This is a genomic window from Streptomyces sp. NPDC015220, from assembly GCF_043079345.1.
In the GTDB taxonomy this organism is placed as follows: domain Bacteria; phylum Actinomycetota; class Actinomycetes; order Streptomycetales; family Streptomycetaceae; genus Streptomyces.
The window spans coordinates 978,545-1,001,025 of record NZ_JBIBUK010000001.1 but is presented as its reverse complement, the minus strand read 5'-3'; the positions used below and the strand labels follow the sequence as shown (position 1 = coordinate 1,001,025).

Here is a 22,481-nt window from a genome sequence, read left to right as displayed (position 1 = left end):
GCGGCGAGGGACACCCCCCGGGGGCACGGCACCGGCCGCCCCCGCCCGTGCGCGCGTCCCCCTGGCACCGGCCCGTCGTCGCCGCCGTCGTCCAGCGTTCGACGCGGAGGTGACCGAAGGTGAAAGCCGTCGTCTACGAGAAGCCCTTCAACGTGACGGTGCGGGACGTCGACGATCCGCGGATCCAGCACCCCAACGACGTGATCGTACGGGTCACGTCGACCGCGATCTGCGGATCGGACCTGCACATGTACGAGGGCCGCACGGCCGCCGAGGCCGGCATCGTCTTCGGCCACGAGAACCTGGGCGTCGTCGAGGAGGCGGGCAGCGGCGTGGTCTCCCTGTCGCCCGGCGACCGGGTCGTGATGCCGTTCAACGTCGCCTGCGGCTTCTGCAAGAACTGCCTCGCCGGGAAGACCGGCTTCTGCCTGACGGTCAACCCCGGATTCGCCGGCGGAGCCTACGGATACGTGGCGATGGGCCCCTACACCGGTGGCCAGGCGGAGCGGCTGCGGGTTCCGTTCGCCGACTTCAACTGCCTGAAACTGCCGCCGGGGGAGGAGTTCGAGACCGACTTCGTGCTGCTCGCCGACATCTTCCCGACCGGATACCACGGCTGTGAGCTGGCCGAGGTCACGCCCGGCGAGTCGGTGGCCGTCTTCGGCGCCGGCCCGGTGGGCCTGATGTCCGCCTACTCGGCGCTGTTGCGCGGCGCCTCGAAGGTCTTCTCGGTGGACCGGGTGCCCGAGCGGCTCGCCAAGGCGGAGGAGATCGGGGCGATCCCGATCGACTTCACCAAGGGCGACCCGGCCGAGCAGATCAAGGAGCAGACGGCGGGCGAGGGCACCGACAAGGGCGTGGACGCCGTCGGCTACCAGGCCCAGTCGCACAAGGACGTCGGCCACGAGGAGCCCGCCGTCGTGCTCAACACGCTCGTCGAGACGGTACGGCCCACCGGCATGCTCGGTGTGCCGGGCCTGTACGTCCCCTCCGACCCGGGCGGCCCCGACGAGCACGCCAAGCACGGCCAGCTCCTGGTCTCCATCGGCCGGATGTTCGAGAAGGGGCAGCAGGTGGGCACCGGCCAGTGCAACGTCAAGCGGTACAACCGCCAGCTGCGCGATCTGATCATCGCCGGCCGGGCCAAGCCCGGTTTCGTGGTCTCCCACGAACTCCCGCTGGACCAGGCACCCCAGGCCTACGAGAAGTTCGACAAGCGGATCGAGGGCTACACCAAGGTGGTCCTCCACCCGGGCCACGCCCTGGCGGCGTGAGGCCGGGCCGGGGGTAGCCCGAGGGGGCGGCGGCCGCGGGGTGACGGGGAGGGGGACGGTCTCCGGCCCCGCGGGCCGTTTCCCGCGGGGGTCGGACGGCCGGGGCCGCGGTGCCCGGGGGCGGCGCGCGCGGCCCCCGGCTCGCGACCGCGGTGCCGCCGCCGGCCGGCGGCTCGCCGGTCCCCGGAGGGCTCCTACCGGGCGGGAGAGTCGGACAGGGAGGTGGGAAAGGAACAAACGGAGACGGCCCCCTGTTGTCGCCGGGCAGGACAACCGACGGCAATCGCAGGAGGCACCCGTGGCAGACGAGATCCGAGGCAAGGGACACGGCACCGCACCCGTTCCCCTGTCCGTGCTGGATCTGGTGACCGTAGGAGCGGGCCGCACGGCCACCGACGCCCTGCGCACCAGCGTCGCCATCGCCCGCCTCGCCGAGAGCCGCGGCTACCACCGCTACTGGGTCGCCGAGCACCACTCGATGCCCGGTGTGGCGTCCTCCTCACCGGCCGTGATCCTCGCCCACCTCGCCGCCCACACCGACCGCATCCGCCTCGGTTCGGGCGGCGTCATGCTGCCCAACCACGCCCCCCTGGTCGTCGCCGAGCAGTTCGGCACCCTGGAGGCCATGGCGCCGGGCCGGATCGACCTGGGCCTGGGCCGCGCCCCCGGCACCGACGGCGCCACCGCCGCCGCCCTGCGCCGCACCGATCACCTGAGGGAGGGCGCCGACGACTTCCCCCAGCAGCTCGCCGAGCTGACCCGCTTCCTCGACGACGACTTCCCCGACGGCCACCCCTACCGCCGTATCCACGCCGTCCCCGGCCCCGTCCAGGCCACCTCCCCGGGCGGCGTGCAGTCCCCGCACCGGCCGCCGATCTGGCTGCTCGGCTCCTCCGGCTTCAGCGCCCGCCTGGCCGGCATGCTCGGACTGCCGTTCGCCTTCGCCCACCACTTCTCCGCGCAGAACACCGTTCCCGCCCTCGACCTCTACCGCGAGTCCTTCCGCCCCAGCGCCGTGCTCGACGCGCCCTACGCCCTCATCGGCGTCGCCGCCCTCGCCACCGACGAGGAGCGCGAGGCCCGCCGTCAGGTCCTGGCCGCCGCGCTGAACATGGTCCGGCTGCGCACCGGCCGGCCGGGCCTGGTCCCCACCCCCGAGGAGGCGGAGGCGTACGAGTTCAGCCCGATGGAACGGGAGTTCGTCGACTCCTGGAACGCCAACGTGATCCACGGCACGGCCGACGAGGTCCGCACCGGCCTCGACGACCTGCGGAAGCGGACCGGGGCCGACGAGTTGATGATCACGGCCAACGCGCACAGCGGCGACATACGCCTGCGCTCCTACGAACTCATCGCCGACGCCTACGGGTTGCCGAGCGCCTGACCCGTCGGCGGGCGCGCTCAGCGTCGTCCGCAGGCGTGGCCGCCGAGCAGCTCGGAGATGCGGTCCGGTGACACCGGCCGGGAGTACAGCCAGCCCTGCCCGGTGTCGCAGCCGATCCTGCGCAGCCTGCTGGCCTGGTCGGAGGTCTCCACGCACTCGGCGGTGACGGTCAGCCCCAGCCGGTGGGCGAGCTGGATCATCGCCTCGACGATCACCTCGTCGGCGGGGCTCGGGACCTCCGCCCCGTCCTCGTGCGCCTGCCCGTGCTGGAAGCCCCGCACGAAGGAGCCGTCCAGCTTCAGCGCCGACACCGGAAGGCGGCTGAGGTAGGCGAGGTTCGAGTAGCCGGTGCCGAAGTCGTCGATGGCGATGCGCACGCCCATGTCGCTGAGCGCCCGCAGCGCCTCCAACGGGCGTCCGGCCGAGCCCATCACCGCCGACTCGGTCAGCTCCAGTTGCAGCAGGCGCGGCGCCAGGCCGGTCTCCGCCAGCACCTCGGCGACGTCCGCCACGAGGTCGGAGTCCCACACCTGGCGGACCGCGACGTTGACGCTGACGAAGATCGGCGGCTCGTCCGGGTGGTCGAGCTGCCAGCGGCGGGCCTGCCGGCAGGCGGTGGCCAGGATCCACCGGCCCAGCGGCACGATCGAACCGTCCTCCTCCGCCAGGGTGATGAACCGGTTCGGCGTCAGCACGCCGAACCGCGGGTGCCGCCAGCGGACGAGTGCCTCGACTCCGCGCAGCCGCCCGTCCTCCATGGCGACCAGCGGCTGGTACTCCAGGGTGAACTCGCCCCGCTCCACGGCCGCGCGCAAAGTGGAGACGAGCGCCTGGCGGGTCATGCGGTGCGCGTTGCGCTCGGGGTCGAACAGGGTCCAGCGAGCCCTGCCGTCCGCCTTCGCCCAGTACAGGGTCGTGTCGGCCGCCTGCACCAGCGCGGTCGCCGAGGTCCCGGCCGCCTGCCGTTCGACCACGCCGATCGACGCCGACACCGACAGCCGACGGCCGGAGATCTCGAACGGCGCCTGGAGGGCCGTCAGCACCGACTCCGCCAGATCGGCGAGCTGCTCGGTGCCGGTCGAGTCCTCCACCAGCAGCGCGAACTCGTCACCGCCGAGCCTGGCCACCAGCGGGGCGCTCGTCCTGCCGTAGCCGGCCGCGTCCGCGCAGGCCGTCAGCCGCCGGGCCACGGCCGCGAGCAGCCGGTCGCCGACGCGGTGGCCGAGGGTGTCGTTGACCGCCTTGAAGCCGTCCAGGTCCAGGTGGCACAGGCCGATCCGGCCGGTCCCGCCGCGCTCGTACGGCTCGGACTCCAGGGCGGCCGAAAGGCGTTCGAAGAACAGCGTGCGGTTGGGCAGATGGGTCACCGGGTCGTGCATCCGCAGGTGCCGCAGCCGGGCCTGGAGTTCCCGGCGGACGGTGACGTCGGCGACGGACAGCAGGACGGCCGGGGGCTCGGACGGGTTCCCGGGGGTGTTCCGGGACGTGTCCCCGGGCCCGGGCGGCAGGGGCGCGATGGTGACCTGGACCCACAGGGAGCGGCCGTCGGGGTGCTTGAGGTGGCGGGCGCAGCGCAGCCGGGCCTGCCGGCCGCGCAGGACCGCGCGGTACGCGTGCCAGGTGCGGGCGTCGGAGGCCAGGCCCACCAGATCGGCGGCGGCCTGCCCGGCCAGCTCCTCCGGACCGGCTCCCAGCAGCGCGCCGAAGGTGTCGTTGGCGCTGACGACCAGGCCCTCGCGGTCGACGACGGCCATGGCGAGCGGCGCGGCGTCGAACGCCGAGCGGAACGGGTCCCACCGTGCGGGCTCGGCCGATCCGGTGAATCCGGCGGGGACGGGGGCGGGTTCCGCCATCGGAGTGACGCCGGGGACGGGAGCCGGGGTGGGACGGGGCGTGCGGTCGGGCGCCGGGCGGGGCGCGGACGCGGCCAGGGGCGCCGGCGGGAAGGCGGGAGCGGCAGCACCGGACCCCGCAGACTCGGCACCTGGAGGCGTCATAACATCACTCTGTGTGACTTTCGGCTGGATGAGGTCTCCCGCGGGCGTCGACCCTTCGGACGTTCCGCTCACCGCTCGCTCCCACAGTGCACTCGGTTCTCGTATCGGTCTCGTCGGGTGGCCGGCCGTGCGACGAGTGGCCGCCGGACCCGTGTCCGCGCAGGAAAGTGCCAGGAAAGTGTGCCGATCATAGAGGCCGGCGCGCGACCCCTTCCAGCCACTCGCCGGTCTCGACCGGTCACCGGCCCTCCTGACGGATCGTTTCTGTTCGCACCTGGACGGCTTCTTCGTACCACCGACCGCTTGTGACGTTCCGTGAAGGGGTCGGGGGTGTCGGTCGTCCCGGTCCCGTTACGGCTCCGGGCGTCGTCGAACTCGGGCCCCTCACCCTTCCGGTTCAGGCAAACAGGGCGTACCCCTACAAACTGCCACAGGCTGGGTCTGGTGTCCGCGCGAACCGCACCCGGAGGTCCCCGTGCCGTGTCAGCTTCCCCTGAAGGTGCTCGGCCGCGACGCCCTCAAGACGCTGCACCGGGCCGGGGTGCGGCCCCGACTGCGCAGCACCGCCGCCGTGTTCACCGCCCTGTCCGCGGTCGCCGCCACCTCGATCGTGACCGGCCCGTCGTCCGCCGAGCCGTTCTCGACGGCGCCCTGCGCGCTGCGGCGCACCGACGCGCACCACTCCGAAGGGGTGGACACCTGGAACGCCTCCTACGCGCGGCCGACCCGGCCGCTCGACGCCGTACTGGTGTTCCTTTCCTTCCCCGACTCGACCCCGGTCACCACCCCGGCCGAACTCGCCGCCGACCACTTCCCGGCCACCAGCCAGTTCTTCGAACGAGCGTCCTACGGCAGGTTCGCGCTGCGCCCGCACCCCCTGCGGCACTGGATCCGGATGCCGCGGCCGTCCACGGCGTACGCCATGCACCGCGACTGGAACGCCGCCGACCGGGCCGCCTACCTGCGCGACGCGGTCGCCGCCGCCGACCCGGAGGTCGACTTCGCGCGCTACGACGTCGTGTATCTCGTGGCCGATCCGGACGCGCCCGGCGTCGACTCGGACGCCACCAAGGTCATCAACCTGGACATCCCGTTGCGGGCCGACGGCAGGGACGTCCGACGGGTGGTGACGGTGTTCGAACGGCACCCGCCGGACCGGCTGGTGCTCGCCCACGAGACGGGGCACGTCTTCGACCTGCCCGACCTGTACCACCGGCCCGCGGACGACAGGGGCGACTGGGACACCTACGTGGGGGACTGGGACCTGATGGGTAGCCAGTTCGCGCTCTCCCCGGACCTGTTCGCCTGGCACAAGTGGCGGCTCGGCTGGCTGGACCCGCGCCAGGTCAGATGTGTGCGGGGCCCCGGCCCGGCCCGGCTGACCCTGGAACCGGTGGAGATCGGCCCGGCGGGCGTGGGCGCGGGTGTGCCGGGGCCCGCGCGGACGGCCGCGGAGCAGGTGGCAGCCGACCTGCCGGACGGCACCGGGACGCTGTTCGGGCTGGGCGGCGGGACGAAACTCGCGGTCGTACGGACCGGCGGCGACAGCGCGCTGGCCGTGGAGGCGCGGGACTCGCTCGGCAGCGACGCGGCCGGATGCCGGCAGGGGGTGCTGGTGTACCGGGTGCGCGTGGGGACCGAGTCGGGCGGCGGCCCCGTACAGGTGATCGACGCCCACCCGCGGACCCAGGCCTGCCGGGAGAGCTCCGTCTATCCGCCGCTCGCCGACGCCCCCGTCGAGGTCGGCGAGACCTTCACCGTGCCGGGCGACGGCGTCCGGGTGGAGGTGGAGAACCGCACGGCGTCGGGGGCGTACACGGTCGAGATCACTCCCGCCTGACCGCGGGGCCCGCGGGAAGGCGGTGCTGGTGGCGGGGGCCCCGGGGCGCACGGCACAGCCGTACGGAAACGACGATGGCGAGGTGGTCCGCGCTTTCGCGCGAACACGCCTCGCCATCGGCAACGTGCGCCGCCAGGGACTCGAACCCCGGACCCGCTGATTAAGAGTCAGCTGCTCTAACCAACTGAGCTAGCGGCGCCTGCTGACGTCGTAGACATTAGCATCCTGGTCGGCGGGAGGAAAAATCGAAATCCGTACGGCTGCCCGGGCCGCCCGCACGGCCGCCCACAGCAGGATCTCCGGGCCCGGCAGCCACGGGTGACGGGTGTCCGGGGCGACCATCCAGCGGGACGCGGAGCGCCCCGGACCGGCGCCGCCGACCGGCGCCGGGACGGTCACCGCGTCGCCGTTGCCGTGGCACAGCAGCGGTGGCACGCCCCCCGCCCGGCTGCCGCCGTCCGCCCGGCCCCGGGCGCCCCATTCCTCCCACTCCAGCAGCGAGGGCAGCCGGTGCGCGGTGCCCGGCGCGGCGAACAGCAGCATCCGTCCCCGGTGCACGGCCACCGGGCCGGACCCGGGGCCCTCGTCCCACAGCCGGTCCAGCATCGGGCGACCGAAGACCGCCGGTGCGTTCACCACGTCGAAGGCGGTGCCGCAGGGCAGCACCACGGGTGCGTCCGGCCGCTCCCGCCAGAGCGCGAGCGTGCTGCGCGGGTAGGAGCTCGCCGACGCGAGCCAGGCGGCGCCTGCCGCGGTGACGCCCGCGGCGTCGCGGCGGCGGCCGGCGGCGAGGTCGAGTTGGTCGAGGAGCGGTTCGTTCCCGATGCGGCTCATGCCTGTATGTCTACCGACCGTGAACGACCGGTTTCACAGGGTCGCGGGAAATCGGGACGGGGAGCGGGACGAAGGGGTATCTTGCCCGCCTGTCATATGCCAGGGCGGTGGGGAACGCGGGTGCGGTGGCCGGGACGCGGACACGCCCGGGAGCGGGCGCCCGGCGCCGACGTACGGGGGTGTGTCAGACGGGGTCGGCCGGATTGGCGTGCACGCTGCCCTCGGCCCCGCTCAGCAGGTCCCGTCCGAACTCGATCATCTTCTTGGCGTAGTCCTCGGTCCACTCCGCCCGCCCGGCGATGTCCGCCGCCGTCAGCCGGTCGAACCGCCGCGGATCGGCGAGCTGCGCCGCCGCGATCGCCTGGAACTCCACCGCGCGGTCGGTCGCCGCCCGGAACGCGAGCGTCAGCTCGGTCGCCCGTTCGAGCAGCGCCCGCGGATCGTCGATCGACTCCAGGTCGAAGAAGTGCTCCGGGTCGGCGGCGGCCTCCGCCGGCTCGAAGAGCAGGGGCGCGGGGCGTAGCCGCGGTTCGTTGCGACGCGGCGTGGGCTCCGCCATGTCTTCTCCTCCTCGTGGGGTGCGGGTGGCGCCTCCTTCTGGGAGGGCCACCCTCCATTGTCTCGCGCGAGCGCAAGGGGGCGTCGGCTTCCGCCACACCGGCCCCGGAGGACTCAAGCCCGCGGAGCCACCCGATGTTCCCGCCGCCGCACGGCGGTAGGCCCCCGGCATGAAGATCGCTGCGCCGCGGGCTGCTGCTCCTGCGCGGCCGAGCCGAGGAGCGCCGCCGCGAGGAACACGGGGCGCTCGGCCCGTGGGACGGTCCGCGGTCGCGCGACGGGGAGACGGTGGCATGCGCACGGTGTCCGGAGGGCTCCCCACCCTGGGGCGCCACCGCTGAGCGGCCCGGCGGCGGGGCGGACCCCGCCCGGCGGACGGATTCCCCGGCGGGTGCGCGCCCGCCGGGGCGGGCGCCCGGGCGGCGGTCAGGGCCGCCAGGTCACCCGGTGCTCGGACCAGTGGTCCCAGGTGGACATCATGGCCTCCCAGCCGTCGGGGAACTTCACCGTCACCCCGAGCTGCACCGGCTCCGTCGACGGATGGTCGTCCAGGAGTTCGGTGACCCCCGCGCGGCAGACGACGACGCAGGCGTGCCGGTGGCGGGAGGCCAGGACGCACAGGCGGCCGGTCTCCAGGTGGAAGGCGGTGGCGTCGGGGCGGCCGGAGAGCGGGTGCAGCACGACCGTGACGTCGAACTCCCGGCCCTGGAGCCGGTTGGCCGTGTCCACCGTGACGTCCGTGATCCCCAGCTCCGCGAGCGCCGCCCGTACCGCCGCCGCCTGGTCCCGGTGCGCCGTGCCGACGGCGATCCGGCCGGCGGTCAGCGGCACCGGGTCCGCCGACCTCTCCGAGAGGGCCGAACCGCCCCGGTCCAGCAGCCGCCGTACGACCGCCGCCACCGCCCGCACCGCCTCCGGGTCCGTGCGCGGCGTGTGCCGCGCGGGCAGTTCCAGCAGGCCCCAGCCGGACTCGGCGGCCTCGTCGATCACCCGGTCGGGGCCGGAGCCGTCCGAGGGGACCGCGAAGGCCAGCCGCCGGTCGCCTGCCGCCGTGCCGCTGCGGAACGGCGTGTACGGGTAGAACGCGTCCGACACCAGCGGCGCCGCCGACGCCGGGAGCCGCCAGGACACCGGCAGCCGGTGCTGGGGCAGCCGCGGATTGTGCGCGAGCAGGGTCGTCACCGCGGAGGCCGAAGGGTCGTACGACAGCCCGGCCCACTGCTCGCCGCCGACGATGGAGAACGGGTCGAGCTGGCCCGGGTCGCCCACGAACAGCGCCCGCTCGAACAGCCCGGCCACGGCGAGCAGCGCGTCCGAACGCATCTGGTACGCCTCGTCGACGATCGCGTGCCGCCACGGCTCGTCGACCTTCACATGCGCCCACTTCGCGGCGGTGGACAGCACCACGTCGAGGCCGGCGAGGTCGGCGGCCTTCGCGGACTTCCGCACGTTCGGCAGAGCGTCCAGCGCCCTGTCGTAGGGGTCGCCGTCGCTGCTGTGCAGCCGGCCGACGGGCAGCTCGGGGTTCTTCTCCGCCAGCCGCACGACCAGGTCGTCGACCTGCGCGTTGGTCTGCGCGACCACCATCAGCGGCCGTCCGGCGGCGGCCAGCTCCAGGGCCGCCCGGACGACGAGCGTCGACTTGCCGGCGCCGGGCGGGGAGTCGACCACCACACCGCGGTGGGTGCCGTGCAGGGTGTCGCGCAGGATCGCGTCGGTGGCCCGGGCCGCGGCCGTGCCGGGGTCGAGGCCGGTGCGGGTGCCGCCCGTGCCGGCCTCGGGCTCCTGAGTGGGGGCGGTCACAGGACGTCCTCCTCGGTCACCGGGTCCGCGGCCTCGGGCGCGCTCTCCTCGCCCGGCGGGCCGCCGTGCGTCCACGGGGTCTGCTCCGGGTCGGGCAGCTTCGCCCCGCCGCGCTGCTCGTGCTCGAAGAGCGTGAAGCAGACCCGGTCGCCCTTCTCCGGCACGGAACCGGACTCGGGCTCCTTGCCGCGGCCCATCTTGTCGAGGATCCGCAGGACGATCAGCAGCCCGCCGTCCTGCGCGCCGTCCCCCTCCTCGTCCTCGGCCGTGACGAACTCCGCCGACTGCGGCCTGCCGCCCAGCGAGCGGTACACCCGGGCGCGCTCGCCCAGGTGCGGCCGGTCGTCCGTGCGCACCGTGACCAACGGTCGAGGGCTGGGCCGCTTGCCCTCGCCGTACGCCATGACGACATCCGTGACCTCGCCCGCGAACGCCTCCCCGGCCAGCCGCCGGCCCGCCATCACCAGCGGGTCGTCCAGCGCCGTCTGGGCGTCCAGGCGGGCCTGCTCCCGTTCGCGCGTGGCCAGCTTGTTCGCCGCGGTGACCGCGTCGTCGCGGCGCGGCTGCGGCGGCTCCCCGGCCAGGACGCGGTCGCGGTGCCCGGTGAACGACCAGCGGTCGCGCGTCCACCGCTCCTCGACGTGCGCGCCCTCGGGCAGCGACCGCAGCAGCTCCAGACCGTCCCAGACCTTCTCCCAGGTGGGGAGCGTACGGCTTTCGACGAGGGCGCGGATCTCGCGCTCGGCCGCGGTGAGCGCGCCCAGCCGTTCGTCCGCCTCCAGGCCGTCCTCGGCGGCGGCGAGGGCGCCGCGCGCGCGGTCGTAGCGCTCGATGGCGGGCGCGAGCAGCTTGTTGTCGAACGCCGGGTCGGTGGCCGGGCCGGCCGGCGGGCAGCGGAGCTGGCCGGCCGCGTCCCGGTCGAGCTCCGCCCGCAGCGCGGCCTCGGCGCCCGGGACGCCGTCCGGCGGCGCGATCCACGCCAGCAGCGCCCCCAGGTGCTGGTCCTCCAGACCGGACTGGCCGGTGGTCCAGTGCAGGGCCAGCAGATCGCTCAGGGACATCAGCAGCGAGGAGCCCGGCACCCGGGCCCGCTCCCCGAAGTGCGTCAGCCACCGGCCGAGCAGCGGCACCCTCGGCGGCGCCGGGTGCGGGGTCTGGGGGTCCTGCTCGGCGGTGCGCCGGAAACGCATCGAGCGTCCGAGCAGGCGTACGAAGTCGATGCCCGCGCGGCTCGGCACGATGAGCTGGGGCGCGTCCGCGCACAGCTCGACCTCGACCTTGACCCGCTTGCCGGTCCCCGGGTCGGTCTCGGTGCGCTCGGCGGCCTCGACCGCCTCGGCGCAGGAGTCGATGTGGGGCAGGACCACGTCGGCCAGTTCGGCCAGGAACGCGAACCTGAGGTCACGGTCGCGCGGCTGCGGCACGGCCAGCAGCCGGGGCGCTCGCCGGTCGGTGCCCACCAGCGCGCCGAGCGGGGCGCCCGCCTCACCGGCGGTGGTGAGCGGCACGAACACCAGCGGCCGGTCGGACAGGTGCCGGTGCCGCACGGTCGCGGCGGGCTGCGCCCGGCCGGCCTGGACCGCCTCCAGCCGGGCGAGGGTGGCGATCAGCGACACGACGCCTCCCGCAGGCGGGCGCCGGGTGCCTGCGGGAGGCCGGCCGGCGCTTCCGCCGCGGAACGGTGGCCGCCGGGCGTGCCCGGGTGGCCGGCGAGCGCCTCCGCGCGCAGCCGGGCCGCCCTGCGCAGGGCCGCCACCGCCGGATCGTCCGGGTCGCCCGCCTCGCCGCGGGCCGCCGCCAGCACCTGGGCCACCGTCGTCAGACCGCCCAGCTCGGCACGGGCCGCACGGCCCAGCGCGGTCACCGCGCCCCGCGCGCGGGACCGCGCCCGGCAGTGGAACGCCAGCTCGCACGCGGCCAGGCACTCGGGCGCGTACGCCGCCGGAACCGCCTCCACCGCGGCGGTCAGCTCCTCGGCGGGCAGCTCGGGGGAGAAGCACACTCCTTCCGGGAGCGTGTCGGCGATGTCCTGGACGCGGGTCAGCCGGGCGAGCTGGCGGGCGGTCACCGCGCGCTGCTTGCGCACGTCGACGGCGGAGGCGGTGGGCAGGTTGGAGAAGTCCTTGGGACACACCAGGAGCACCCGGTGCCGCACGCGCGGGGCGGGGACCCCGCCGGCCGGCCCGGCGCCGAGCCGGGCGGCGGCGTCCTCCAGCGCCAGCACGTAGACCGCGGCCTGCCGCGCCGCCGCGCCGACCTTCGCCGGGTCGGCGGAGCCGTCCAGCATCGGGAAGGACTTGATCTCCACGACCGTCCAGCCGCCGTCCGGGTGCACCACGACCGCGTCGGGCTCCAGGAAGGCGGGCGAGCCGGCCACGTCGAGGGCGAGCATCGGATGGTCCAGCAGCGTCCAGGCGCCCGCGGCCGTCGCCTCGCGCAGCGCCAGCCGGGTACGCTCCGCGCGACCCTCGGGGCCCGCGGCGGTCAGGTCCGGAACACGGCACTCCGCCGGCGGCTCGGCGCCCGGGTCCAGCCGCTGGTGGACCAGGCGCAGCAGCTCGGCGCCGCCGTCCGCCTTGACCCGGGCCTCGAACGCGTTGCCCCGGGTGAGGGCGAACTGCGACTGCCCGAACGCGGACGGAGCGCCCAGCGCGCCCGCCAGCGCCGCCTTGTCCACGCCCGCGCCGTCCAGGATCGCGCGCCGTCTGCAGCCCGGGTTCGCGGCCAGCGCGGCCAGCGCGCGGGCGTCCAGCGCCCGGGCCGTCACACCCGGTCCGCGCAGCTCAGCGAGCTGCCGCCGGAGCTCCGTCCCCCGCGTCCTGGGAGGAGGCACCCGGCTCGGCTCCGGACCCGAACCGTGTTTCGCGCTGCCGTGGAATTCGCTCACCCGCCGAAGTCTGGCATCCGCCACTGACAATCGCGGAACCCGCGCCCGCCGAGCGCCCCGCGACCGCGGGGACCCGGGCGGCCAGCAGCGCGCGCGCCCGCTCCGCGCCCCGGGTCACGAACGGCGCCAGCAGCAGTCCGACGCCCATCACCGCCACACCGGCGACCGCGTCCAGCAGGTAGTGGTTCGCGGTGCCCATCACCACGAGCGCGGTCAGCAGCGGATAGGCGACGCCGGCCGCCTTGGCCCACCGGGTGCCACCGTGCCGCCACAGCATCACCCCGCACCACAGCGCCCAGCCCACGTGCAGGCTCGGCATGGCCGCGTACTGGTTCGTCATACCGCCCAGGCCCCGTGGCGCGCTGGCCTCGCCGCCCCACCAGCCGTACGAGCTGTAGTGGGCCATCGTGTCCACGAAGCCGTGGTCGGGCGAGAGCAGGCGGGGCGGGCAGGTCGGCAGCAGGGTGAAACCGATCAGGCCGATGAAGGTGGAGGTCATCAGCCAGGTGCGGACCGCGCGGTAGTGCGCGGCGCGCGCCCGGAACAGCCACACCAGTATCGCGGGCGTCACCACGTAGTGCAGGGACGCGTACCAGAAGTCGGCCGGGACGCCGAGCCAGGGCTCGCTGGTGAACAGGCGGTTCAGGGGGTGCTCGGCGTTCAGGCGCAGCAGCTTCTCGAGGCGCAGGATCGCCAGACCGTGGTCGACGGCCGAGGAGACGTCACCGCGGACCAGCAGCCGCCCGCCCGAGTAGCAGGCGTACACCAGCACGATCAGCGGCAGCTCGGTCCACCAGCGCAGCCGGGTACGCGGGGCCGCCTCGGTGCGTGGTGCAGGTGCCGGTGCCTCGGTCTGCGGCATCCGATGCCCCTCCCCCTTCTGGTCGCTGCGGCGCCCGGTGATCTCCGGCCGGTCGTGCCACTTTACGGTCTGTGCGCCCCCGCCTGTGGAGCGCCCCCGGCCCTCGAAGACGCACGGATCGCCCGCCGGGTTGCCACCGACCAGGGTGCGCGATGATGGAGGGGTTCCGCCTGAAGATCTGATTTTTTCCGGGAAAGGCTCCTCATGGCACCGCGCATCCTGCTGGCCCGGCACGGACAGACCGAGTGGTCGCTGTCCGGCAAGCACACCGGCAGGACCGACGTCCCGCTCCTGGAGGAGGGCCGGCGCGGAGCCAAGGTGCTCGGCGAGCGGCTGCACCGGGCGCCGTTCGACGGCCTGCCCGGTGTCGAGGTCCGCACCAGCCCGCTGGTGCGCGCGCGGGAGACGTGCGAGCTGGCCGGCTTCGGCGACCGCGCGATGTGCTGGGACGCGCTCATGGAGTGGGACTACGGCGCGTACGAGGGCATGACCCCGCAGCAGATCCAGGACGAGCGGCCCGGCTGGTTCATCTGGCGGGACGGCGTCCCGCGCGGGGAGACGCTCGCCGAGGTGACGGCCCGCGCCGACGAGGTGGTGGCCTGGGCGCGCGCCGAGGACCGCGATGTGCTGATCTTCGCGCACGGGCACATCCTGCGGTCGATCGGTGCGCGGTGGCTCGGCCTGCCGATCGACTTCGCGGCCCGGATACGCCTCAACCCGACCTCGCTGTCGGTACTGGGCTGGGCGTACGGCGAGCCGGCCCTGGAGAGCTGGAACGACGTGGGGCACCTGGCGGGCTAGCCGCCCGGGGACCGCCCGGCCCATCGGGTGTTCCCCGGCCGCCGCGTACTGCTCGGCCGCCGCATGCTGCCCGGCCGTCGGGGCGAGGGCCGCGGCGGAGGGCGGAGGGCGGAGGGCGGACGGACCGCCGGAAGGCGGGCGGCACCGACGGCCCGGTGTCCGGGGTCCCGGCCGGGCTCCGGGACCCCGCACCGTGTCTCAGGCCGTGCGCGGGGCCGAGGCGTGCTTCTCGAGGAACGCCGACACCCCGGAGGCCCGCCGGTGCGGCAGGAGGACCCGTGCCGTCCCCGCCAGCATGGTCTGGATGCGGGAGGACTGCACCTGGTCCAGCAGCTCCAGGACCCGCATCCCGGCCGAGGCGGCCTCGTCGGGCCGCCCCCCGCGCGCGAGGTCGTCGGCCAGCTCCGCCGTGTAGAGGGCGATGTTCCGTGTGAAGTGGGGGTCCTGGAGCTCGGCCGCGCGTCGGGCGTGCCGCGCCGCCCGCGGCCAGTCGCCCAGCATGGACCAGCACTGCGCCTCCAGTCCCTCCAGCTCGGCCTCGCCGTAGAAGGTCATCCACTCGGGGTCGGCGTCCGAGGGGCCGCGCCCGTACAGCGCCTGCGCGCGGGTGAGGGCCTGCTCGCACGCGGTGCGGTCGGCGAGGCCGGCCCAGCCGCCCGCCTCGCGCAGCGCGAGCAGCGACATCAGCCGTCCGGAGCCCAGCCCGCGTGCCACGCGCTGGGCGGCCTGCGCGGCGCGCACCGCCTCCCGGGGCCGGCCCGCGTCCCGTGCGAGGAACGCCATGTTGCAGAACGCGTGCGCCTCCAGGCCCGGGTCGGCGGTCATGCGCGCGGTGGCCAGCGCCTCCGCGTAGTGCGAGCGGGCGTCGTCGAAGCGGCCCGAGTCGTGGGCCAGCCAGCCCACCGAGATGGCCAGCTCCCCGGCGCCCGAGTGCAACCGGTCGGCGGTGGCCTGCCGGGTCGCTCCGGCGTCAAGCAGCGCGTAGGCGGCGCGCAAGGGGGCCGCCGCGCGCCGGTAGAGGCCGTCCGCCCCGTGCCGGTCGTCGAGCAGCCGGATCCTGCGGACGGCTTCTTCGAGGGCGCCCGCGTCGCTCGCCCCGGCGCGCCGGACCGGGCGGTCCGCGGCCGACGCGTCGAGAGCGAGCCCCAGGGGGCCCAGTGAGGCGGCGGCCACCGTGGCGCCCCCGCGGGTCATGAATGCGCGACGCAGCACGTCGCTCTCCTCGTGGTCTTCGTACGGGTGGTACGGGTGGTACGGGTCCTGCCGGTCCCGTGCGACCCGCCGGTCCGGATCGGTGTGCGGATCCTGCGAGTCGTACGGGTGGGACGCGTCCCGGGTTTCATGCGGGGCGCGTTCCCGGCTCGTGGTGCATGAGGGGGGCGCATCATCCTCCGAGACGCGCCCCGCCCGTCCGCGTACGGACGAACGGGGGGCGAAGCCCAGGTCGGTGAGCGTCCGGCCGGGGAACATGTGCAAGAACACACGTTCGTACGCGTAGTTGGGACAGCGGATCTCACCCGCCTCCACCCGGCCGATGTAGCGCGCGTCACAACTGACCCGCTCACCGATCTCGCGTGCGGCCCGCCGTACCGCCGCGGCGAACTCGGCCGGCGAGCGCTGTCCGCGCAGTCGCCGGAAGGCGAGGTTCGGCCGCGGTGGCCGGGGGGGCTGGGACGAGGTCACCGCTGATGACGCCATGGCCGGGCCCTCTCGTGCGAACCGTCGAACCATGCCGGGTCCGGGATGAGTTGTCCGAGTTGACCACGTGACATCCTGTTTCCGACGAGTCAGAACGTACCCTCTGTGCCCGGTCCGCCACGCGGTGTTTGGCTACAAACCGGATATCCCATCCGTGATCTGCCATGAACTGCCATCCTTTGCGGCTGACTTCGGCCGTAGCCGTTGACGAGTCGCGGCGTTGGACCCCGTGGACCGGGAGCCGCCGACTCCCGCCCACTCGCTCACGAGGAGGGGTATCCGTGGTGGAGGCCGGGACACAGACCAGCCGGAGCGCCGATCCCTGTCCGCCGCCGTCGGGCGCCGGTTGCGACCTGGTGACGGTGCCGGCCCGGCAGGGACTGGAGGCCGTCGACATCCTGCGCCGCGGGGCGGGGGACGCGGTCGGCCCGGTGCTGCACGACGACGGCGGTGACACGCTCGGGTTCGTGGTGCCGGCCGGCACGGCCGCGGCGTGGGACGTACCGGGGAGCACCTGCACCGGGACGGACGGCCGGGGCCTGAGCCTGGCGCCCGAGCCGCCGGTGGAGGGCTCGGACTGGCTGCTCCCGCCCGACGAGGCCGACCCCGCGACGGACCCCGCGGTGCTGCGGCGCGCGCTGGGCGAGGCCGCCCGGCTGATCGAGGCGGCGGACAGCTGCCGTTGACGCCACGAAGGCGTCGACGCCACCGACGGCGCGCGAGCCGCCGAGACCGGCCGCACGGTGGTGCGGGCCGGTGGGTGGTGCGGGCCGGTGGGTGGTGCGGACCGGCGGGACCGGCCCGGGCGGTCCGCGGCGGGCACGGCCCGCGGGGCGCCCCCGGGACCGCTTGCGACAATGGGTCCATGGGAAGGTCCAGAAACCCCCGCCACGAGCGCGGAGCCGTCGAAGCCGTGACCGAGCAGGTCGACGGCGGCCTGGCCCGGCTCGTACCCGACCGGGAGCGGACGAGGGGCTGGACGCTGCTGATCGACGGGGCCCCGCAGTCCTACGTCGACCTCGACGACCCGGCGTATCTCTCCTTCGAGTACCAGCGGCGGCTCGGGCACGTCATCGACCTCGTCGCGCCGCCCGGGAAGCCCGTCCACGCCGTCCACCTCGGCGGCGGCGCGCTCACTCTGGCCCGGTACGTCGCCGCCACCCGGCCCCGCTCCACCCAGCAGGTCGTCGAACGGGACGCCGCTCTCGTGCAACTCGTCCGCCGGGAGCTGCCGCCGCCCGCCGGCGCCCGGATCCGGGTGCGCTCCGCCGACGCCCGCGAGGGGCTCGGCAAGGTGCCGGACGGCTGGGCCGACCTCGTCGTCGCGGACGTGTTCAGCGGGGCCCGGACGCCCGCCCACCTCACCTCCGTGGAGTTCCTCGACGAGGTCCGCAGGGTGCTGAGGCCCGGCGCCGTCTACGCCGCCAACCTCGCCGACGGGCCGCCGCTCGCCCACCTGCGCGGCCAGATCGCCACCGCCGCCGCCCGGTTCGCCGAACTGGCGCTGGTGGCCGACCCGGCGGTGCTGCGCGGCAAGCGCTTAGGCAACGCGGTCCTCGTCGCCTCCGACCTCCCGCTGCCGGTCGCCGAACTGACCCGGCGGGCCGCCTCCGACCCGCATCCGGGCCGGGTCGAACACGGCCGCGCGCTCCTCGACTTCACGGGCGGCGCCGCCCCCGTGCCGGACGCCGCGGCCGTCGCCTCCCCGGCCCCGCCGCCCTCCGTCTTCCACTGACGCCGAAGGCGGGCAAGGCCCTTGGGCGGCCACCGGCCCGGCCGCCGCGGGTCGCGAAGCACGCCCGGGCACGGCGGTCGCCGGGGCCGCGTGGCGCGACGGTCGTGGAGGTCGGCCGGGCGGGACGACCGCCGAGGGACGGCACGGGCGACGGCGGCGAAGGAGGGGCCCGCTCCTAGTAGTTGCCCACTTCCACCCGCGGTGGTCCGTCGTGCCATGTGCAGAACACGGACACCCGGTCCGTGCCCGAGGTGAACTCCACCCGGATCCAGGCCGCCGTCTTCCACACCTGCATCGACCAGCCCGTGCCCGGCGTGGCCGAGACGAGGGTCGCGGCGGCCGGGCCCAGGTCGAAGACGGCCCGGCCCCCGTCGGTGTCGTAACTCCGCACCCGGCCGGAGGCGGTGGGGGAGGAGCCGGGGCTCACCGTCGGCGCGGACGGCGGCGACTGCGAGGACTGCGAGGACCGCGGGGAACGGGGCGCGGACGGCGTCCGGGGCGACTCGGCCGGCCTGACCGGCGTGGCCGGCCGGCTCGGCGACGGGGCCGCCCGACCGGTGGCGGAGGTGAGCGGCTCCGGCTCCCGCGTGCCCTCCCCGGCCGCCGTGATCGGCAGGGCGCGCGGCGGGTCGTAGGCCGTGCCCGCCATCACGGTGTGGACGCCCCACCACGACAAGGTGACCGCCGCTCCGGTGGCGAGCGACCACGCCAGAACGTGTATGAGTCCTCTGTGCATCGCGGTCATACTGCCGCACGCCCCTCACCCGTGTCGCCGCGAGGCGCTCCTGGCGAGGTCGTCCCCCCCCGCCGGCCACGGCCCGCCGGCCACGGCCCGCCGGCCACGGCCCGCCGGTCCCGGACGGCCGGGGCCGGGCGGAGTTGTCCACAGGCCCGCACCGGCTCCGCGCGCGTGGCGTACGGTGCGGCGCATGGCAAGTGTGCTCGTGGTCGAGGACGACCAGTTCGTGCGCTCGGCGCTCATCCGGCACCTGACCGACGCCTCGCACACCGTGCGCAGCGTCGGCACGGCGCTGGAGGCGTTGCGCGAGGTCGCCCACATCCGCTTCGACGTGGTCGTCCTGGACCTCGGGCTGCCCGATCTGGACGGCTCCGAGGCCCTGAAGATGCTGCGTGGCATCACCGACGTCCCCGTCATCATCGCCACCGCGCGGGACGACGAGGCGGAGATCGTCCGGCTGCTCAACGCCGGTGCCGACGACTACCTGACCAAGCCGTTCTCGGTCGAGCACCTGTCCGCGCGGATGGCCGCCGTACTGCGCCGGGCCCGCTCCGGATCCGCCGAGGCCGCGCCCTGCACCGTCCTCCGGGTCGGCGGCCTGACCGTGGACCCGTTGCGCCGCCAGGCCGAGCTGGACGGCGTACGACTGGACCTGACCCGCCGCGAGTTCGACCTGCTCGCCTTCCTGGCCGGCCGGCCCGGCGTCGTCGTGGCGCGCAGGGAGCTGCTGGCCGAGGTGTGGCAGCAGTCGTACGGCGACGACCAGACCATCGACGTCCATCTGTCCTGGCTGCGCCGGAAACTGGGGGAGACCGCCGCCCGGCCCCGCTATCTGCACACCCTGCGGGGCGTCGGCGTGAAGCTGGAGCCGCCGGGAGCGGAGCCGGGACGATGAGATGGGCACTGGTCAAGGTCTGCCTCGCCGTCACCACGATGGTCGTGGTCGCCTTCGCGGTCCCGCTCGGGCTGGTCGTCAAGGAGATGGCCAGGGACCGTGCCTTCTCCAACGCCGAACGCCGGGCGGCGGCCGTGGCGCCCGCGCTGTCCATCACCACCGAGCGCGACGAGTTGGAGCGGGTCGTCGCCTCGGCCGGCTCGGACGCGCAGATGGCCGTGCACATACCGGCGGTCGACGGCAAGGCCGCCGTCGACATCGGCCGCCGGCGCGCCGCCGACCCGGACGTCGCGACCGTACGGAGAGTGGGCCGCGCCTCCACCACCGAGGTGCCCGGCGGCTCCGCGCTGCTCCAGCCGGTCGCGCTCAGCTCCGGCGCGATCGCGGTCGTCGAGGTGTACGTCCCCGAGACCGAGGTCAGCAACGGCGTCGGCACGGCCTGGGCGGTGCTGGCCGGTGTGGGCGCCGCCCTCGTCGTCGGCTCGGTCGCCGTCGCCGACCGGCTCGGCGTACGGATGGTGCGGCCCGCGCGGCGGCTCGTCGAGGGCGCGCGGGAGCTGGGGGAGGGCGAACTGGGCGCCCGGGTGCCCGAGGAGGGCCCGACCGAACTGCGCCTCGCCGCGGTCGCGTTCAACTCCATGGCCGACCAGGTCGTACAACTGCTCGCCAACGAGCGGGAGCTGGCGGCCGATCTGTCGCACCGGCTGCGCACACCGCTGACCGTGCTGCGGCTGAACGCGGCCTCGCTCGGTGACGGGCCGGCCGCCGACCAGACCCGGGCCGCGGTGGCCCAGTTGGAGCGCGAGGTCGACACCATCATCCGTACCGCCCGGGAGGCCAAGCCGCGGACGGCCGCCGTCGGTCCGGGCGCCGGCTGCGACGCGGCCGAGGTGGTCCGTGAACGGATGGCGTTCTGGTCCGCGCTCGCCGAGGACGAGGGCCGCGAGTGGCGGCTGGCCGGGGTGGAGCGGCCGGTGCGGGTGCCGGTGGCCCGCGCGGACCTGGCCGCCGCGCTGGACGCCCTGCTCGGCAACGTCTTCCGGCACACCGCCGAGGGCACGGCGTTCGCCGTCGACGTGCACAACGGCGACGACGCCGTGATCGTGCTCGTCTCCGACGCGGGAGCCGGCATAGCCGACCCCGATGCGGCCATGGCCCGCGGCCGGGGCTCGGGCGCCGACGGCTCCACCGGGCTCGGCCTGGACATCGTGCGGCGCCTCGCGGAGTCGACCGGCGGCGACGTGCGCATCGGCTCCTCCGTGCTCGGCGGCACGGAGGTGCGCGTCTGGCTCCAGCTCGACGGCCGACGACCCGTACGCGGCGGCCACCGCGGAACGGTACGGCGGCGCGGGCGCCTGGCGGCGAAGTGACGGCGCCGGGCGGGAGAGGCCGCTCCGGGCCCCGCGCCGGCCCCGACCTTTAACCGTCCCCGATGCCTTCCTTAAGCGCACCCTAAGAGACCCAACGCCCGCCCGGATAGGGCGGATCGCCCGGTTCCGGACCGCTAGCGTGCTGCCGCACCGCACCCCCCGTGAACAGCGAAGGCAGGCACGATGAGCACGCACCGGCGCAGGATCAGTGGCAGGAACAAGGCGATAGGCGGCCTCGTCGCGGCGGCCGTGGCCGGCGGCGGGGTGTTCTTGTTCACCGCCACCGCGCAGGCGGCCGGGGTGGGCGCCGCCTACACCAGGACCAGCGACTGGTCGACCGGCTACACCGGGCAGTACGTCGTCACCAACGACAGCGGCCGGACGGAGAAGGACTGGACGCTGGAGTTCGACCTGCCCGCGGGCGCCACGCTCGGCTCGCTGTGGAACGGCGAGGCCGGCGTCAGCGGTCGGCACGTCACCGTGAAGCCGGCCAAGTGGGACACCGCCGGGCTCGCCCCCGGCAAGTCGGTCACCGTCGGCTTCGTGGTCAACGGCGCCGGCGACCCGACCGGCTGCCGGATCGACGACGCCCCCTGTTCCGCCGACGGGACCGCGACCCCGGAGCCCAGCGGCCGGCCGACGCAGACCGCGACCCCCACGCCGGCCCCCACCGCCACCGGTACCCCGACGCCCACCGCCACCCCGACGCCGACCGCCTCGCAGAGCACCGGCACCGGCACGACCACGAGCGCCGGCTTCGCGCCCTACGTCGACACCTCCCTCTACCCGGCCTTCGACCTGCTGGCGAGCGCCGACGCGACCGGTGTGAAGAACTACAACCTCGCCTTCGTCACCGACGGCGGCGGCTGCACCCCCAAGTGGGGCGGCGTCACCGATCTCGCGAGCGACGCCGTGGCCGCCCAGATCGGCGCGCTGCGCGCCAAGGGTGGCGACGTGCGCGTCTCCTTCGGCGGCGCTTCGGGCTCCGAACTGGCGACCACCTGCTCCTCGGCGGACGCGCTGGCGGCGGCCTACGGCAAGGCCGTCGACCAGTACAAGCTCACCAAGGTCGACTTCGACGTCGAGGGCGGCGCGCTGCCCAACACGGCCGCCAACACCCGCCGCGCCCAGGCCGTCGCCAAGCTCCAGCAGCAGCACCCGGGCCTGGACGTCTCCTTCACCCTGCCCGTCATGCCCGAGGGCCTGACCCAGGACGGTGTGAACCTGCTCTCCAACGCCCGGTCCAACGGAGTGAAGATCTCCACCGTCAACATCATGGCGATGGACTACGGCGCCTCCTACAGCGGTGACATGGGCACCTACGCCGAGCAGGCCGCCACCGCCACCCAGGCCCAGATCAAGAGCGTGCTCGCGCTGTCCGACAGCGCGGCCTGGAAGACGGTCGCGGTCACCCCGATGATCGGCGTCAACGACGTCTCCTCGGAGGTCTTCAAGGTCGACGACGCCACCCAGCTGGTGAACTTCGCCAAGTCCAAGGGCCTCGGCTGGCTCTCCATGTGGTCCGCCACCCGCGACAAGCAGTGCGCCGGCGGCGCCAAGCCCACCGCCGACGCGACCTGCAGCTCCGTGACCCAGGACCGCTACGCCTTCTCGAAGGCGTTCGGCACCTTCGGCTGACCGGCCGGAGTACCCGCGACAGGACCTGGCCCCCAGCAGGTCCCGGCCCGGGCGGGTCCCGGCCCGGGCCCGCGGGGCGCGGCACTCCCCTCCGATTTCCGCGTGCCGCGCCCCGCACCCCACCCCGTCGTTCGGTCCCCTCGGCCGGCCCCCGTCGGCCGGCCTC

The 22,481-nt window shown here is 75.0% G+C and carries 18 protein-coding genes and 1 tRNA gene; 9 read left to right on the top strand and 10 right to left on the bottom strand.

Features of this window, described 5'->3' with window-relative positions; all coding sequences use genetic code 11:
- The first annotated feature begins 119 nt into the window (after positions 1–119).
- On the top strand, positions 120–1,274 hold the full coding sequence (locus ACF061_RS04595; RefSeq protein WP_392265302.1) for a glutathione-independent formaldehyde dehydrogenase: 1,155 nt from the start codon (positions 120–122) through the stop codon (positions 1,272–1,274).
- 298 nt (positions 1,275–1,572) lie between these two features.
- The gene (locus ACF061_RS04590; RefSeq protein ID WP_392265301.1) at positions 1,573–2,658 is read left to right on the top strand and encodes an LLM class flavin-dependent oxidoreductase; all 1,086 of its coding nucleotides are present in this window, start codon (positions 1,573–1,575) and stop codon (positions 2,656–2,658) included.
- Between the two features lie 17 nt (positions 2,659–2,675).
- On the opposite strand, the gene ACF061_RS04585 is transcribed toward ACF061_RS04590, so the two are convergent.
- Complete coding sequence (locus ACF061_RS04585) at positions 2,676–4,727, bottom strand: putative bifunctional diguanylate cyclase/phosphodiesterase (RefSeq protein ID WP_392265300.1); 2,052 nt, start codon at positions 4,725–4,727, stop codon at positions 2,676–2,678.
- 403 nt (positions 4,728–5,130) lie between these two features.
- Between ACF061_RS04585 and ACF061_RS04580 the strand changes: the two genes are divergently transcribed.
- Positions 5,131–6,495: a M6 family metalloprotease domain-containing protein gene (locus ACF061_RS04580; protein WP_392265299.1), complete on the top strand. Its 1,365-nt coding sequence runs from the start codon at positions 5,131–5,133 to the stop codon at positions 6,493–6,495.
- A gap of 125 nt (positions 6,496–6,620) precedes the next feature.
- Here the strand turns inward: ACF061_RS04580 and ACF061_RS04575 are convergent.
- The 7 genes from ACF061_RS04575 to ACF061_RS04545 all read right to left on the bottom strand — a co-directional run bounded on the left by ACF061_RS04575 (position 6,621) and on the right by ACF061_RS04545 (position 13,439).
- A tRNA-Lys gene (locus ACF061_RS04575) sits at positions 6,621–6,694 on the bottom strand.
- Positions 6,685–7,329 (bottom strand): bifunctional DNA primase/polymerase, encoded by a 645-nt coding sequence (locus tag ACF061_RS04570; protein WP_392265298.1) that lies wholly within the window; start codon positions 7,327–7,329, stop codon positions 6,685–6,687. Before ACF061_RS04570 ends, ACF061_RS04575 begins: the two co-directional genes overlap by 10 nt.
- A 184-nt stretch (positions 7,330–7,513) precedes the next feature.
- Positions 7,514–7,888, bottom strand: a complete 375-nt coding sequence (locus tag ACF061_RS04565; protein WP_392265297.1) for a hypothetical protein — start codon at positions 7,886–7,888, stop codon at positions 7,514–7,516.
- Between the two features lie 425 nt (positions 7,889–8,313).
- Positions 8,314–9,690, bottom strand: a complete 1,377-nt coding sequence (locus ACF061_RS04560) for an AAA domain-containing protein (RefSeq protein ID WP_392265296.1) — start codon at positions 9,688–9,690, stop codon at positions 8,314–8,316.
- Positions 9,687–11,306: a hypothetical protein gene (locus ACF061_RS04555; RefSeq protein ID WP_392265295.1), complete on the bottom strand. Its 1,620-nt coding sequence runs from the start codon at positions 11,304–11,306 to the stop codon at positions 9,687–9,689. The genes ACF061_RS04560 and ACF061_RS04555 overlap by 4 nt, the downstream gene beginning before the upstream one ends.
- Positions 11,297–12,523, bottom strand: a complete 1,227-nt coding sequence (locus tag ACF061_RS04550) for a hypothetical protein (RefSeq protein ID WP_392265294.1) — start codon at positions 12,521–12,523, stop codon at positions 11,297–11,299. Before ACF061_RS04550 ends, ACF061_RS04555 begins: the two co-directional genes overlap by 10 nt.
- On the bottom strand, positions 12,474–13,439 hold the full coding sequence (locus ACF061_RS04545; RefSeq protein WP_392265293.1) for a phosphatase PAP2 family protein: 966 nt from the start codon (positions 13,437–13,439) through the stop codon (positions 12,474–12,476). Before ACF061_RS04545 ends, ACF061_RS04550 begins: the two co-directional genes overlap by 50 nt.
- 204 nt (positions 13,440–13,643) lie before the next feature.
- Here ACF061_RS04545 and ACF061_RS04540 point away from each other — a divergent pair, with 204 nt between their 5' ends.
- Complete coding sequence (locus tag ACF061_RS04540; RefSeq protein WP_392265292.1) at positions 13,644–14,240, top strand: histidine phosphatase family protein; 597 nt, start codon at positions 13,644–13,646, stop codon at positions 14,238–14,240.
- Positions 14,241–14,438: 198 nt separating this feature from the next.
- Here the strand turns inward: ACF061_RS04540 and ACF061_RS04535 are convergent, their stop codons facing one another.
- A complete protein-coding gene (locus tag ACF061_RS04535) occupies positions 14,439–15,938 on the bottom strand; it encodes a hypothetical protein (protein WP_392265291.1) in 1,500 nt (499 codons plus the stop codon).
- Between the two features lie 281 nt (positions 15,939–16,219).
- On the opposite strand from ACF061_RS04535, the gene ACF061_RS04530 reads away from it, so the two are divergent.
- Both ACF061_RS04530 and ACF061_RS04525 read left to right on the top strand, forming a co-directional pair.
- A complete protein-coding gene (locus ACF061_RS04530; RefSeq protein WP_392265290.1) occupies positions 16,220–16,624 on the top strand; it encodes a hypothetical protein in 405 nt (134 codons plus the stop codon).
- Between the two features lie 179 nt (positions 16,625–16,803).
- The gene (locus ACF061_RS04525) at positions 16,804–17,673 is read left to right on the top strand and encodes a spermidine synthase (protein ID WP_392265289.1); all 870 of its coding nucleotides are present in this window, start codon (positions 16,804–16,806) and stop codon (positions 17,671–17,673) included.
- Between the two features lie 175 nt (positions 17,674–17,848).
- Here ACF061_RS04525 and ACF061_RS04520 read toward each other — a convergent pair whose 3' ends face one another.
- Positions 17,849–18,409 (bottom strand): hypothetical protein, encoded by a 561-nt coding sequence (locus ACF061_RS04520; RefSeq protein WP_392265288.1) that lies wholly within the window; start codon positions 18,407–18,409, stop codon positions 17,849–17,851.
- A 193-nt stretch (positions 18,410–18,602) separates the two neighbouring features.
- On the opposite strand from ACF061_RS04520, the gene ACF061_RS04515 reads away from it, so the two are divergent.
- The 3 genes from ACF061_RS04515 (at position 18,603) to ACF061_RS04505 (ending at position 22,315) form a co-directional block, all read left to right on the top strand.
- A complete protein-coding gene (locus ACF061_RS04515) occupies positions 18,603–19,307 on the top strand; it encodes a response regulator transcription factor (protein WP_392265287.1) in 705 nt (234 codons plus the stop codon).
- A complete protein-coding gene (locus ACF061_RS04510) occupies positions 19,304–20,677 on the top strand; it encodes a sensor histidine kinase (protein WP_392265286.1) in 1,374 nt (457 codons plus the stop codon). Before ACF061_RS04515 ends, ACF061_RS04510 begins: the two co-directional genes overlap by 4 nt.
- Before the next feature lie 183 nt (positions 20,678–20,860).
- Entirely contained in the window at positions 20,861–22,315 is a 1,455-nt protein-coding gene (locus tag ACF061_RS04505; protein WP_392265285.1) for a cellulose binding domain-containing protein, read from the top strand.
- Positions 22,316–22,481: the final 166 nt, after the last annotated feature.

Excerpts from the sequence above, each read along its gene's own strand:
- ACF061_RS04570 (WP_392265298.1), bottom strand. The coding sequence starts at position 7,329 with ATGAGCCGCATCGGGAACGAACCGCTCCTCGACCAACTCGACCTCGCC.
- ACF061_RS04565 (WP_392265297.1), bottom strand. The coding sequence starts at position 7,888 with ATGGCGGAGCCCACGCCGCGTCGCAACGAACCGCGGCTACGCCCCGCG.
- ACF061_RS04545 (WP_392265293.1), bottom strand. The coding sequence starts at position 13,439 with ATGCCGCAGACCGAGGCACCGGCACCTGCACCACGCACCGAGGCGGCC.
- ACF061_RS04540 (WP_392265292.1), top strand. The coding sequence starts at position 13,644 with ATGGCACCGCGCATCCTGCTGGCCCGGCACGGACAGACCGAGTGGTCG.
- ACF061_RS04535 (WP_392265291.1), bottom strand. The coding sequence starts at position 15,938 with ATGGCGTCATCAGCGGTGACCTCGTCCCAGCCCCCCCGGCCACCGCGG.
- ACF061_RS04525 (WP_392265289.1), top strand. The coding sequence starts at position 16,804 with ATGGGAAGGTCCAGAAACCCCCGCCACGAGCGCGGAGCCGTCGAAGCC.
- ACF061_RS04520 (WP_392265288.1), bottom strand. The coding sequence starts at position 18,409 with ATGCACAGAGGACTCATACACGTTCTGGCGTGGTCGCTCGCCACCGGA.
- ACF061_RS04515 (WP_392265287.1), top strand. The coding sequence starts at position 18,603 with ATGGCAAGTGTGCTCGTGGTCGAGGACGACCAGTTCGTGCGCTCGGCG.
- ACF061_RS04510 (WP_392265286.1), top strand. The coding sequence starts at position 19,304 with ATGAGATGGGCACTGGTCAAGGTCTGCCTCGCCGTCACCACGATGGTC.
- ACF061_RS04505 (WP_392265285.1), top strand. The coding sequence starts at position 20,861 with ATGAGCACGCACCGGCGCAGGATCAGTGGCAGGAACAAGGCGATAGGC.